Origin of the sequence: Lysinibacillus sp. 2017 (assembly GCF_003073375.1) — a bacterium.
Taxonomy (GTDB): Bacteria; Bacillota; Bacilli; order Bacillales_A; family Planococcaceae; genus Solibacillus.
Genome location: NZ_CP029002.1, coordinates 1859230 through 1873420 on the forward strand (window position 1 = coordinate 1859230; position 14191 = coordinate 1873420).

At 34.2% G+C, this 14191-nt stretch carries 13 protein-coding genes; 10 read left to right on the forward strand and 3 right to left on the reverse strand.

Annotated elements, in window-relative coordinates:
* Positions 1-202 precede the first annotated feature (202 nt).
* Genes DCE79_RS08935 through DCE79_RS08945 form a run of 3 tightly spaced genes read left to right on the forward strand, consistent with a single transcriptional unit; the run spans position 203 to position 2508 of the window.
* Entirely contained in the window at positions 203-1567 is a 1365-nt protein-coding gene (locus DCE79_RS08935) for an FAD-binding oxidoreductase (protein WP_108712715.1), read from the forward strand.
* 11 nt (positions 1568-1578) lie between these two features.
* Positions 1579-1788, forward strand: a complete 210-nt coding sequence (locus DCE79_RS08940) for a hypothetical protein (RefSeq protein WP_234417379.1) — start codon at positions 1579-1581, stop codon at positions 1786-1788.
* A 15-nt stretch (positions 1789-1803) separates the two neighbouring features.
* Positions 1804-2508 (forward strand): FadR/GntR family transcriptional regulator, encoded by a 705-nt coding sequence (locus DCE79_RS08945; RefSeq protein WP_108712716.1) that lies wholly within the window; start codon positions 1804-1806, stop codon positions 2506-2508.
* 47 nt (positions 2509-2555) lie between these two features.
* On the opposite strand, the gene DCE79_RS08950 is transcribed toward DCE79_RS08945, so the two are convergent.
* Complete coding sequence (locus DCE79_RS08950; RefSeq protein ID WP_108712717.1) at positions 2556-3356, reverse strand: enoyl-CoA hydratase/isomerase family protein; 801 nt, start codon at positions 3354-3356, stop codon at positions 2556-2558.
* A gap of 139 nt (positions 3357-3495) precedes the next feature.
* Here DCE79_RS08950 and DCE79_RS08955 point away from each other — a divergent pair, with 139 nt between their 5' ends.
* Both DCE79_RS08955 and DCE79_RS08960 read left to right on the forward strand, forming a co-directional pair.
* Entirely contained in the window at positions 3496-4395 is a 900-nt protein-coding gene (locus DCE79_RS08955) for a tyrosine-type recombinase/integrase (protein ID WP_234417380.1), read from the forward strand.
* Between the two features lie 28 nt (positions 4396-4423).
* Positions 4424-4828: a hypothetical protein gene (locus DCE79_RS08960; protein WP_108712719.1), complete on the forward strand. Its 405-nt coding sequence runs from the start codon at positions 4424-4426 to the stop codon at positions 4826-4828.
* A 184-nt stretch (positions 4829-5012) separates the two neighbouring features.
* On the opposite strand, the gene DCE79_RS08965 is transcribed toward DCE79_RS08960, so the two are convergent.
* On the reverse strand, positions 5013-6434 hold the full coding sequence (locus DCE79_RS08965; protein ID WP_108712720.1) for a sugar phosphate isomerase: 1422 nt from the start codon (positions 6432-6434) through the stop codon (positions 5013-5015).
* A gap of 279 nt (positions 6435-6713) precedes the next feature.
* On the opposite strand from DCE79_RS08965, the gene DCE79_RS08970 reads away from it, so the two are divergent.
* The 4 genes from DCE79_RS08970 (at position 6714) to DCE79_RS08985 (ending at position 11809) form a co-directional block, all read left to right on the forward strand.
* Positions 6714-7667 carry a tyrosine recombinase XerC gene (locus tag DCE79_RS08970; protein WP_108712721.1) on the forward strand — a complete coding sequence of 318 codons (954 nt, stop codon included), beginning with the start codon at positions 6714-6716 and terminating at the stop codon, positions 7665-7667.
* Between the two features lie 157 nt (positions 7668-7824).
* Complete coding sequence (locus tag DCE79_RS08975; RefSeq protein WP_108712722.1) at positions 7825-7980, forward strand: transcriptional regulator; 156 nt, start codon at positions 7825-7827, stop codon at positions 7978-7980.
* Positions 7981-8272: 292 nt separating this feature from the next.
* Positions 8273-9793 (forward strand): methyl-accepting chemotaxis protein, encoded by a 1521-nt coding sequence (locus DCE79_RS08980; RefSeq protein WP_159083079.1) that lies wholly within the window; start codon positions 8273-8275, stop codon positions 9791-9793.
* A gap of 312 nt (positions 9794-10105) precedes the next feature.
* Positions 10106-11809, forward strand: a complete 1704-nt coding sequence (locus DCE79_RS08985; protein WP_108712724.1) for a bifunctional diguanylate cyclase/phosphodiesterase — start codon at positions 10106-10108, stop codon at positions 11807-11809.
* A gap of 46 nt (positions 11810-11855) precedes the next feature.
* On the opposite strand, the gene DCE79_RS08990 is transcribed toward DCE79_RS08985, so the two are convergent.
* Entirely contained in the window at positions 11856-13229 is a 1374-nt protein-coding gene (locus DCE79_RS08990) for a nucleoside-diphosphate sugar epimerase (RefSeq protein ID WP_108712725.1), read from the reverse strand.
* A 525-nt stretch (positions 13230-13754) separates the two neighbouring features.
* Between DCE79_RS08990 and DCE79_RS08995 the strand changes: the two genes are divergently transcribed.
* On the forward strand, positions 13755-14129 hold the full coding sequence (locus DCE79_RS08995) for an rRNA methyltransferase (protein WP_108712726.1): 375 nt from the start codon (positions 13755-13757) through the stop codon (positions 14127-14129).
* The last annotated feature ends 62 nt before the right edge of the window (positions 14130-14191 follow it).

Genomic DNA, 14191 nt, shown 5'->3' on the forward strand with positions numbered 1-14191 from the left:
AAAATGGTGTTTTTTGTTTGGTTAAAATTATATTGGCACTTCTTCTTATTATTTGTATTCTTTCTACATTTAAATAAAAGGAATTTTTAAAATTTTCAAAAAATGAATTGTATTTTATGAAAAATAATTATATTCTATATATCAATTGGTGGTTGAACCAATAACGTTAGAGGTCCAACCAATAGAAATATGGGGGATGAACATGAATTATATCGAACAATTACAGAAAATGCTGTCATCGGAACAAGTCACGACAAACGATGTACTACTTGAACAACATAGTAAAGATGAATCTTACCACGAATCACATTTACCTGATGTAGTTATTTTTCCAAAATCGACAGAGGAAGTAAGTCAAGTTGTTGCATTTGCAAATGAACATCAAATACCAGTCGTACCATTTGGACTTGGTACAAGTTTAGAAGGGCATGTCATTCCTTATAATGGGGGGATTTCACTCGATCTATCACTTATGAATGCTGTTCTTGAAGTACGTCCAGATGATTTTTTAGTAAAGGTCCAACCAGGTTTAACACGAAGTCAACTCAATAAAGAATTAAAGAAATACGGTTTGTTTTTCTCAGTAGATCCTGGTGCAGATGCAACGCTTGGTGGAATGGCAGCAACAAATGCTAGCGGAACAACTTCCGTTCGATATGGTATCATGCGCGATCAAGTTCGTGATTTAGAAGTTGTTTTAGCAAATGGAGACATTATACATACAGGAGGTTTAGCAGCGAAATCATCTTCTGGTTATCATCTCAATAGTCTACTTGTCGGTTCTGAAGGCACATTAGGTGTTATTACAGAGTTAACATTACGCGTTTATGGTATTCCAGAAAAAATTGTAGCGGGCCGTGCAACATTTAATTCCGTTCAACTAGCCGTTGATTCAGTCGTTGCATTAAAGCAAGCGGGCATTCCAATGGCACGCATCGAACTTGTCGATCAACATAGTATTGAGCAAGTAAATTCTGCAAGCGGAACTACCTTTGCGGAAGCACCAACATTATTTTTAGAATTTCATGGCAATGAAGCAGGTCTTACGGCAGATATTGAATTTGCAACGGAGTTATTAAACGATAATAGTTGTCTTGAAATTAAGTTCGAAAAGGATGAACGTGACCGCAATAAGCTTTGGGAACTTCGTCACAATTTAGCCTACACATACATTCACGCAGCACCTAAAAAACGATTAATGACGACGGATGTAGTTGTGCCGATTAATTCGCTACCAGATGCGATTGAAAATTCACGTGCAAAAATTGAAAGTATGAATATTAATGCAGGGATCGTTGGACATGTTGGGGATGGAAATTATCATATTTTACTGATGGTAGATATGAGTAATCAAGATGAAATTGCACGGGCTAAAGAATTAAATGAACATGTCGTTGAATATGCCTTATCACACGGAGGTACGTGTACAGGGGAGCATGGGGTTGGCGTTGGGAAAGCAAAATATCAGCGTCTCGAGCATGGCTTAGCGTATAAGTGGATGAAAGAAATTAAAAAGGCGCTTGATCCGAACAATATTTTAAATCCAGGAAAAATTTTTATTGATTAGGGGAAATGGTGATGAATAGAATTGTTCGCATTATCGGGCTCATTTTTAGCATCATGCTGCTAACAGCCTGTACAAGTTCAAATGAAAAAGCAGAATATGTCTTATACGCTGGGCACTCGCTCGCGGCAGATCATCCGTTTGAATTAGCCGTTTTCGTAATGATTGTCTGCGTCCTCATCATTTCATTCGTTCCATCACTTAGCTTATTTTTAGTTAAATAAAAAGGTGGGAGTGCGATGGCTACATCGGTGAAACAAAAAGTGTATGAAATTGTTTTTCAAAAAATTCAAAATGCAATTTTAGCAGGTCAATATAATGTTGGAGATAAACTACCGTCTGAACGTGAATTAGCAGCGCAGTATCAAGTGAGTCGAAATTCTATACGAGAAGCGATACGTCTACTCGAATTAGGAAATCTCGTTGAAATAAAGCATGGAGACGGAACATTCATTAAAAGTATTACATTGCATCAAGCACAAGATAAATTGGCCAATGTTTTGTTAAAAACAGATAAGACGGTTTTATATGAAATGCTGGAATTACGTTTCATATTAGAATCTCAATGTGCCTATCTTGCAGCATCACGTGCAACTGCATCAGATCTTGAAAAAATGGCACGCGCACTTGATATTATGAAAGACGCATATGATGATGAAGAATTAGGCTTACAAGCAGATCTTGCTTTTCATATAGCCATTGCAGAGGCGACACATAATCATGTGCTCGTACAATTAATTGCATCACTCGAACCACATATGTGGAATACAATTGAGGCGACGCGCAAACATCGCCTTGCAAAGAAAAATAATATTACCCGTACATTTGAAGAGCATAAGGAGATTTATATTGTGATTAGTCGTGGAGAAAGTGAGCAAGCAAAGATTTTAATGGAAAATCACATACGCACGATTCGTCAAGAATTATCAGAATTATCCATATAAAAAACTGCCCAAGAAGTTTCATGCGATAAACTTTTGGGCAGTTTTTTTTATTTATTTAATTGACGTGTAAATTGCGGTTGACGCTTTTCAACAAAAGCGCGGACACCTTCAGAAAAGTCCGTTTGAGATACAAAAGGTGTTGTACCTTCCCATAGTGTAGGTGTAGAATCGAGGCATTCTTTCACAGAACGTTTTACCGCAATTAAAGAATCAGGTGACATACCAGCTACAAGTTTCCCCATTCGAATTGCAAAACGATTTAAGTCTTTTTCAGCAACTAAATAGTTCAACATACCTGCTTTAAATGCTTCCTCTGCTTTATACATGCGACCTGTAAAGACGAAATCTTTTGTAGCAGAGGGTCCAACTAAATCGACTAAGCGTTTAGCAAACTTATTGTTTAAAGTAATTCCTAATTTACCAACTGGAATACCCATTTTAGCTTTTTCAGACCCAATTCGAATATCACATGCTAGCGCTAATTCTAAACCAGCACCCATTGCCGGACCATTAATAACGCCGATCACAGGAATTGGTAAGTTTTCGATTGTTGAAATTGTTTTTTCCATATGTACGAATGCTTCTTCTGCCTTTTCAAGAGAAATCGCATTAAACTCTTTAATATCAGAGCCCGCTGTGAAATTTTCACCTGAACCACGTAATAATAACACCTTATTTTTTGGATTTTCTAATGTACGTAGCGCGATTTTTGCTAATTGATCCCACATATTTGCTGTTAGTGCATTTTTTAATTGTGGACGATGAATCGTAATAATTGCCAAACCAGCAGTTTCTTGATAAATAATTTTTGCTTCTTCCGCCTCTAACCTTGTTGTACGTACTTGCATGTATTATTTCCCCCTCAACTAATCCTATACTTGCGCCTATTATAGCCCATAATCCTAGAAATGGCATGCAATTAAGAATTAGTGAGTAAAATTTCGCAATGGTGAGCATTTTACACGACACATTTATTATTTTAATGGAATGAACATGGTACAATTATACGAGAAGGAGCGTGGGAATATGGATCCGTTAAACAACTATGTAAAAGCATTTGGAACTTATTTGCAATCATTGAATAAATCACATTATACAATCAAACAATATACTTTGGATGCGAAACAATTTGCCAGCATTATCGAAGAACAACAGACTCTTGATGTGGCATTGCAACATTATGTAAAAATAATAAAAGAAACGTATACTCCTTCAAACTCTATCAATCGGAAATTCGCCTCAGTTCGACATTTTTTGGGTTTCTTGCAATTACGAGGAGTCATTCACACGTATCATACCGAAATATTACAGCCCCTTCCAAAAGAAGAAAAAAAGCTCCCCGTACTTACAGAAAAACAATTGTTCCAAACCATTTCATTTTGGCCAAAGAAATATGAAACTGCACTGAATGAAGAAGACGAATGGCTAGCACTTCGTAATACAACAATTGTCTTTGTTATTGCAGAACTTGGCATAAAACCAGCAGAGCTTGTACGTATGGAATGGAGACATTTACATATAGATGAGAACGAGGTAACCATAGTTTCGACAAAAACCTTCCGAATATTAAAGGTGTCTACGAAACTAATTGAATTACTTAAACGTTATAAAGAAGGTACACAAAAATTTATGCCACTCGTTTTAGAAGCATCACACATATGGCTTGGTGTTGGTAACAAAAAAGGCGAGCCAATTACAGTAAAAACAATCGAGCGAATTTTTAAAGCGATGTCTATGCAACTTGAGTTTAAAGTAACGGCAACGAATATACGTTATTACGCGATACATCGTGAATTGAATGACACAGATGAAACCAATGAATTATACGAGCAATTCGGCTATGCACGTAAAGGCGTGTTAACAGAACGGCAACAAAGATTTAAATGAAAATTCAAAAGTATAGGGGGAATTTCAGTTGGAAATTTCATTAATGGAAGCATATATGATCGAAGTATTAAAAACACATCGCTATACATATGACGATGTACAATTATGCTTACATCAAAATCAGTATCACGATTTGTCGAAAGTAGCAGATATGGATCTAACCCCGTTAAAGCATTTATATGATCAATCACCAGAACAGTTCAAGTGCATTTATGAAGGGGATTATAAAGTAAAATTTATGACTTTAAATGGGTTTAAAAACATTTTACGTATGCGTTTTAAGCTTATTGAAGATCAATATGAACTACTCGCACAAGGGAATGGCATTGAAAAACTTGCGATTGACGAACAGACAGAACGAGCTATTAGCACGATTTTATCAAATAACTGGAAAGTAAAGCGTAATGGTGAATTCGTTACGTTTTATGTATAGAGGTAAACGATGAACATCCTATTATTTATAGTATTGTTAGTGATTTTAGTTCCGATTGCGATTAAAGTTGTTAGCAAGTTAATAAAGTTTACCGTTATTATCGTTATATTATTTGTACTTTATAAATATTTTACCGGTGTATAGAAAAAGGATGTGAGATAAATGGCTCACATCCTTTTTTCTATCATTGCTGTTGTTTTCGTCGTCTCCTATTAAAATAGCTGCTCAATAAGTTATACATTTGATTGAATATAAGGAATATCGAAATAGTTAATCCACCTACCATTAAGATAAATGCAATCCATTCAAATAAGGTAAAACCTTGTATACTCGACAAACTGATTGGTTCCCCAAGCTTTTCAATGACTAAATTCATGCCATAAATTCCTGAAATCATACTAAATACCGTTAAGATAAAGAGTAATTGGTTTAAGCGATCCGCCGACCGATCCTCTTGTACTCGGTATAACTCATCCAATGTCTCTTTGATTTCTTTGTATTTTTCGTCTAACTGAAATACCTTCCGGAAAAACTGAGTTATCTCTTTACCCTCTGACCGTACAGACACTTCTGAAAAGTAATAACGTGAAGCGAATTTCGTGATTTGTTCGATTAATTCTTCCACAATATCTTTATCTTTGCTAAATTTCAGTTCACTATGTTCAAACGCCAATTTTAAAAGCATTAGCTTGTAAAAGTAATGGATGAGCACCGTATAGTAAGTAGTTGAATGAAAGTTCGAGATACACTTCGCCAATTTTTTTTCTTTATAATTCGTTAAATGAATATGACCCTGTAGCGTGGTCATCATATAAAATTGGTCTGCCCACCGATCATAACAATGTTCTGTTACAAAGTCTTTAATAAATTGTTCATTTGTGCTAGATATATATGGTTTTCCATCTTCATCACGACCATTTAATTGACCTGCGCGGTATAACAATTCCTCATCAATTTCAACTTGTTGGTCCACTTGCATAAAGGCACTCACATACATGCGTTCATCTTCAAAAAACGGCATTTTATCAATGGTTTTCTCTAAATATGAATAATCGACAAAAAACTTATCTAAAAATGGTGCTAGTTTCTTCATTAAAATTTGCTCTGAATTTTCAAACGGGATTCCATCGACAGTATAGGTTGCCCCAAGCTCTTCATCGATTTTCGGTTGAAGCACTCGAAAATAATGAGCAAAAGAGAGGGCACTTGTTATATCGGTTAGTTCATGTAGCTGAACTCGTATTGCTACTATTCCAATACCAAATGGACAAAGGTTAATATCCGCACTATGAATGGTAAAGGGGATTGTTTCGATCTTCGTTTTCATTTCGCCTAAAAGTGAAAAACTTTTTGAATACCGATTAAAGTGTACGAGTGATGTTTCGGCATTTAATAATTTTTCCTCAATAAATGGATAAAAAAATTGCGTTAGTAAATCATGTGAAATGACAACATCAGATCCATACAATGATTCATGAAATTCACTTTGTTCAATTTGAAAATGAAAGTATTGATGTTGCTTTAATGTTCGCTGTAACTTTTCGAAATGATACTGACGAAAACTGAAAGGATAATAAAAAATCAAATGCGTCGCTTGTGGATTCATTGCATACACCTCCTGCACAATTATTCCCTTAAATAGGAAATCTCTAACTTAAAAATAAGCATTTTAGAAACAGCTCTCAAACGAATTGAGATGGGTAACTACCCATAAAAGTAATTTTCACTTCGTCTGAGAGCGAAATTAAATAACGAGAACATACGTTCCTTTATTGGCCATTTTTCTTCGATTTTTCGGTTAAAAACACCCAAAATCAGAAAAACGTTCCCAAATATAAATTTGGGAACGTTTTTTATGCTATAATTGGCCCTAGGAGTTGATCAAATGTCACAAGTTAAGCTACCAAAATTTTTGCGTGATTTTTTAATATACTTAACAACTATTACTGGGAAATCTCCTCGAACGCGTAAAGAATATGAATATGATTTATTATTATTTTTGCGATTCACAAAAGCTATGGAGCAGGATATGCCTTTAACCAATTTACATACAATCGACATTTCAGATGTAACGATTGAGAACATTAAAGAAATGACTTTAGAAGACCTATATTTATTTATGGAATATTGTGAAGTACAGCGCGGTAATTCTGCGACTTCGCGTGCCAGAAAAGTTGCGACGTTAAAAGCTTTTTTTAAATACTTAAAAGCGAAGCGCCGTTTAATAGATGAAAATCCAGCAGAAGCATTAGAAACTCCGAAAATCGGGAAGCGGCAGCCAGTTTATTTAAATATGGAAGAAGCAAAGATATTTATTCATGCAGTGGAATCACAACATTATAGCCACCGTGATTATTGTATGATGGTATTCTTCTTGAATTTAGGTATCCGCGTCTCAGAACTTTGTTCGTTAGATTTGGCCTCGATTCACGATCGGAAAATGACCGTTATTGGGAAAGGGAATAAAGAGCGACAAGTGTATTTGAATGATTCATGTATGAAAGCAATGGAAAGTTATTTGTTGGAACGAAACATATATAAAGGGGAAGGTCCACAGCCGTTGTTCGTTTCTCAAAAAGGAACACGATTTGCTCGACAAACGATTGCAAAAATCGTCAAGCAAATTAATTTAAATAGTTCAATTCCAAAAGATAAACTGACACCACATAAGTTGCGTCATACGTCAGCGACCATGATGTATAAAGCGGGTGCGGATATTCGAAGCCTGCAACATATACTGGGGCATTCAAGCGTAGCAACAACACAAATTTATACGCATATTGAAGATGAACAAATTCAAGAAGTACTAAAAAACAATCCATTCAACAATCTCGCATAATAGTATTATGTAAACTAAATTTCTTTCCTAACCGCGCACTCAATTCGATGCGCGGTTTTTAAATATTAAATTCACATAATTTATTGACAGCAAATCGTAACTGTTGTATATTAATTTCAATAAATAAATTCTGTTATAGTACAAAGGGGGTTGCAATATGACGAATTATCGCCAAGGTTATGAAGTTTATGTTAAAAAGTGTGAACAGTTTGGATTAGAGCCAATTAATTTTCGCTATTATATTATTCAATTATCAAAAGCACAATTAGACGCATACAACACGCATGCTGCACAAGAGTGTATGGATTATTGAATACGATAGGAAACAAAAAGACGCACTAAATGTATTTTACGACCAAATGAAAATGAAAAGAGGTCGACATGAAAGCTCAATCAAATCTATTATTATGAAACAATCTTCCTATATTTAAAGGGGGATTTTTTTATTTCACGTAAATAAACAATATTACCCAGTAATATTAGTTTACTTTTCTCTAAAAGTTGATTAAGATGGAAATATCTATGTAATAATTACTATAAAACCTCGGTAAATGAAGGATTACATAGTTAGATTTCCAAAAAATCATGAAAAAGAGGCGGAATGTTTGAATAAATCTATTGGAAAATCCACAATTATGTTGTTTAATACGGCATTTGTCGTAGTTCTTTCGGTTATTGTACATATATTACATCGGCAATTTCACTTTCTGGATAGCTATTTAATCGTAAGAGGGATAACAAATGTCACAGGTAGTATGTATGTAATAATGAATATCCTTACATATATACCCATTGTATTGTTCGCTATTACGATTTGGCTTTATAAAAAGAATCATCGTGCTCAAGATCTATTGATGACCCTCACTTTAACATTTGGTAGTATTTCCATTATTGCTGGTGGCGACGGCTTAACAGAATATCATTTCTCCATTTTTATGGTCGTAGCAATGATTGCCAACTTCCAAAAAGTAAAATACGTTATCATCAGTACGATTATTTTTGCTATTCATCATTTAGCGGGTTACTTTTTATTCCCACAATTACTATGTGGAACTGAGGATTATAGCTTTTCATTATTAATGATTCATGCAATTTTCTTAGTCATGACAGCTGTTTCTACAAGTATATTAATTGCATACAATCGTAAAACCGAATCAAATCTTGAAAAAGAAACCGAACTTGCTGAACATCACCTACATGAGTTATTTATGCAAATCAATAAGGAAAGCATCCGTTTAAGTGAACTTTCTAATCAAATTGCGCAAGGCTCTAACGAATCCGCTAACTCGAGCTTGAATATTACAAATGCACTTTCAAACTTCCAAGTAAATGCAGAACAAGAGGCGCAATCGTTAAAAGAGAGTATTCTCGAAAACAAGGAAAGTATGGCGCAACTTTCATTCATTCACGATCGAACTGAAAATGTATCACAACAAGCGAAACAGAGCCTACTTGAAGCGGCACATGGGAAAGAAACAGTTCAAGTTGTTTCCAATCAAATGAACGTTATAACAGAAACAATTTCATCAATTAAACAGCTCGTTGAAATATTAAATTCACATTCTCAAGATATTTCAAGTTCACTAACGGTCGTTCATACGATTTCAGAACAAACAAAATTACTTGCGTTAAATGCTTCAATTGAAGCTGCACGTGCAGGAGAAGCTGGAAAAGGGTTTTCTATTGTTGCTAGTGAAATACGAAATTTAGCGACAGGCACACAGCAATCTGTTTCCAATATGGATAACGTATTAAATGGCATTCAAACACAAATAAAAAATGTGGCGACTAAAATGGAAGATGGTATGAGCGAAATTTACAAAGGGAATTCCGTTATTGAAAAAAGCGAGCATTCGTTTGAAACGATATATAACAATATTTCTATATTAGAAAATGATATCATCCAAATTGCACAGGCAACTCATGATGTTGTCAGACAAACCGATCGTTCTGCCACATTATTTAATGCTATTGCAGAAATGAATGAACAATCTGTTGGTACCGTAAGTATTATTACAGATGCTGCAAAACAACAACATCTTGCAACAGAAGGTTTGGAACAAATTATCGTTGATTTAAATACCGTCACACAACATATGAAACAATTAACAGACAAAATGAAATGAACTTGACAGTAGATACTAACTCTCACATGTAAATCTCATTAATTATTTGATAAATTTAATTCTTTTTAATATTTTTTCGTAAGTAATTTTTTAACTATCTTAAAAGTGTATCTTTTGAGATAGTTTTTTTATTGCCAAAGTGTATATACTCCTACATAAAGATTATGGAAATGTGAAAGTTATTTGTCATTCCATGAATTAGTTATAGGAATCTCCATAAATTGTTGGATATCTAAGTACTTTAGATTTATAATTTTATAGATAAAGAAGATTCAGTTTATTGTAATAAATCAAAGAAATGGAGAGAGTGATATGCAGGGGATTAATGAATCAAAAGTGCTAGAAACTATGGATTTCACGTTTGAGCAACTGATTGACTTAAAAGCAGCTTTGGATAAAACATCTATTGTAGCTGTCACTGATAAAACAGGTAAAATCTTGAAAGTAAATGACCAATTTTGTGAGATTTCTAAATATACTAGAGAAGAATTAATTGGACAAGATCACCGTATTTTAAACTCAGGTTTTCACCCAAAAGCGTTTTTTAAAGAAATGTGGCGCACAATCGGTACGGGGGAAACATGGCACGGTGAAGTATGTAACCGTGCGAAAGACGGCTCACTTTATTGGGTAAAAACAACAATAGTACCATTTTTAGATGAAAACAATAAACCACAGCAGTATATTTCAATTCGTACAGATATTACAGCACAAAAAAATATTAAGAAAATCGCGCATATTGCTTATCATGATGATTTAACAGGCTTACCAAATCGCCGAAGCTTATCGAAACGTATTGAAAATGACATCTCAATTGGATTGCGTAATAAAAAAGAATTTGCTTTATTTTTCTTTGATGTGAATCGATTCAAAAATATTAATGATAGTTTAGGTCATAAAATTGGGGATTTATTCTTAAAAGAATTAGCTAATCGCTTACGCCAGGTAGATATTCAAACGGAGTCATTTTATCGTTTAAATGGTGATGAGTTTGTTTATATATTAGATGATGTCAACTTAGTAGAAGACATGGCAGATCGTATTTTAGATGTATTTAAAGATAGCTTTGTATTTAATGAATACGAATTTTATGCAAGTATTAGTCTTGGTATCAGTCTATTTCCAGAGCATGGGGAGAGTGTATCAAAACTATTAAAAACGGCAGACGTTGCAATGTATGCCGCTAAAGCGAAAAAAGGGAATAGCTACAGTATTTACAAAAAGGAAATGCGCGGTACGAATGATCGTTTCTTGTTATTAGAAACTAAATTACATAAAGCACTTCGCGAAGACATTTTAGAACTAAACTATCAACCAAAATACAACTTACAGACAGGTGAAGTTGTTGGCGTGGAAGCATTGATTCGCTGGTCAGATGAGGAATATGGTGTCATGCAGCCTGAAGAGTTCATCCCATTTGCCTCACAATGTGGGTTAATTAAGGATATTGATAAATGGGTGTTAGAAAATGCAACAAAACAACTAGCTTCTATGCAAGCTATCGTTAGCCCTGATTTTAAAATGGCCGTAAATATGTCTGTTGATTATATTAAGGAAATGAATTTCATCGTCGATTTAATGACTATTTTAGATTCTACTAATGTGGCACCTAGTCAAATTGAAATTGAAATTTCAGAACTATCAATGCTTGATACAGATATTCAGCTTATCGACAAAATTAAACAAATTCATGAATTAGGTATTAATATTTCAATTGATGATTTCGGTGTAGGGTATTCATCACTTAACTACTTACGTGAAATTCCCATTACATCACTTAAGATTGACAATACCTTTACAAAAGAATTAAATTTAGTACCTGCAAATGCTAAAATGGTTGCGGCAATCGTTTCGTTAGCAAATGCACTAAATTTACAGGTTATTGCGGAAAAAGTAGAAAATGGGGAAGACCTAGCCATCTTAAAAGAGTTAAATTGTCAGTATGTGCAGGGCTTCTATTTAAATGAGCCATTAAAAGCTGAAGAACTAGTGAAGTATATAGCGAATAAAAAATAATAAAAAGGTGTTTTGAAAGCATAAAAACTTTCGAAACACCTTTTTTTTAGTCTATTAAATAATGTTCAATCCGTTCAAACTCATCTATATCGATATTATCCATATATTTATATAAAACATCTAAATCCACTTTCATTACATCTTTATGTTGCAAATAAAATTGCTCCGTCAAATGGCAAATAAGAAGAGGAACTGCTTGGCGATGATCAAAGCGCTTGAAATACTTAACTAAAAAGTCTGTATCCAGTTCTATATAGGTATTTAATCCAAGAGCTGAGAAATCTAAATATTTTAAATGAGCAGTTAAAAAGTCTTCTGTTAACTGCTCATTATAGCGACAGACATAAGACCAATCGAGTTCATTGCGATAGCGGTTAATCCAATGTTGCTCAGCATTCGCACTAAATAATTGCTTTTGCTGATCAGAGTAGGACGTGAATTTTTTATCCATTTCGGCATTGGTTAGACGCTTATCCCCGAATCGATCGTATTTTTGACTCATTAACGAAGGAATTCCCTTTACGAGATGCTCACTTCCTGGCCATTTATTCGATCCGCGGTCATACTCATAAAATTGTAAGTACATTTCAACCATTTCATCACTTTCAGGTAAGTACGTAACATCAAATGAACTATAAAAGGCATAGCTTTCAATAAAGTCGTCTAATTGGTCAACAAAATCGCTGTGAATTGTTTTTTCCTGAGCTTTCAAGGATTCTACTAGATAACGTTTAAAGGATGCTGACAGACGCGCTAGCACGGTTTTATTGTATTGCAGGGCCACTAAATCTAATTGCTCTAAATGATCGATTAAAAATTGTTCCGATAATAAGGGATTTGCATAGCAAATATAGCGAAACGGTAGGTAATCAAAGTAATGAATGAGCTTGCTTGGATGTTCTTTTACCGCGAATTGGCACCATTCAAGATATTGATCTACAAATGCGCGGTCATAGGGTAATTTTTTATATAGCTCTTCATCCATTGCGTCAAATTGTTGAAAAACTGAAAAATGATTAAAGTCATTCACATCAAAGTGTTCGGGAAACACGATTTTTTTCAGTTCATTTTTTAAATGAAATGTGTGCTTTGGTTTTTTGGTAACAAAGCTATACGTACCAATTGCACCACGTTCTTCTAATAAGATATAAGCAAGCTCTTGACGTTGGTCACGCGTTAACTTGCATTCTTTCGGGAATTTCACCGCAGCGAAGTACTGAGCGCTGGCCATATCGTAGAAAAATTTGTAATCGCCTTCTTTTGTATAAGGTTCTTCCGACATGTTTTTCTGCCAATAAAGTAAAGCGCCATAGACTGGAGCGTAATTAGAAAACGTAATATTTGCGATTGAAAATATATTTTGTGTAAGTGAATCGTCATAAAGAACTTTTATAAATTCAATTTTTTTAATTTTTAACATCAAAACACCTCCAGTAGCTTTATTATAAACTTTTATCAGAAATCTCGCATCGTAAGAAAAAATTTTTTCAAAAAATGTTTAAGCTTTTTTAAATGGTGGTATGTTATAAGTAGTAAAGTTACAGTCATTAAAGTTTTATCAGTAAGTTTTAGTTAGCAAAAGTGTAATCCGTTAGTCTTAAGTAGTTAATATTGTGATTTCAACTATCTTCGTTGTATGCGTTTTTTTATGATATGAAAACGTGTTAACCATCAATTAGGTAATAGATGAACAAAATGCTTTAACGAAGCTTTTCGAAAGATGCCATCCATTTGGCGAGCCCAATGCATACACGAAATAGTATATCCATTGAAAGAGTAAGCTCAAACGTAATATGACGTTAAACTATCGTACAAGTTTTTCACAACTAAATATGAATTACCGACTGTAACTTTACACTATACACTCCTTATCCCATAAGGAGTGTTTTTAATTGCATAAAACTTGTTATACTATTTTTATCATGAAATGGATTGGAGTTTTAATATGTGGAAGATAGTTAACGGAAAGCTCATCCAGACGACCGACGATACACGAATTCGTTATAAAACACGAATTAGCGCGGCAATGGTAGAGCAATTAAAAGTTCTTGCAGCTGAAAATGATACCTTTATCGGTTATTTACTTGAAAACGGCTATAGCAAATTACTGCAAAATGCGACAATTACATACAATAAAAAAACGAGACCAAAAGACCGTATTGAATTTCGTACGACATGTGATAAAGAATTGCTACAAGCAATGAAGGATTTTGCAGAGCAGCATCACTTAAATTTAAATGATTGTATAGAAGTGAGTATTTCATTTATTAATGCCGAAGAAGTAAAAAATGCGAGTTGGCGTTATCGGGTAGAGTTATAAGAACAACATAGGAATAGGGTAGTACAACAACTGGACAGGGGGTAATTCCTGATGGATGTTAT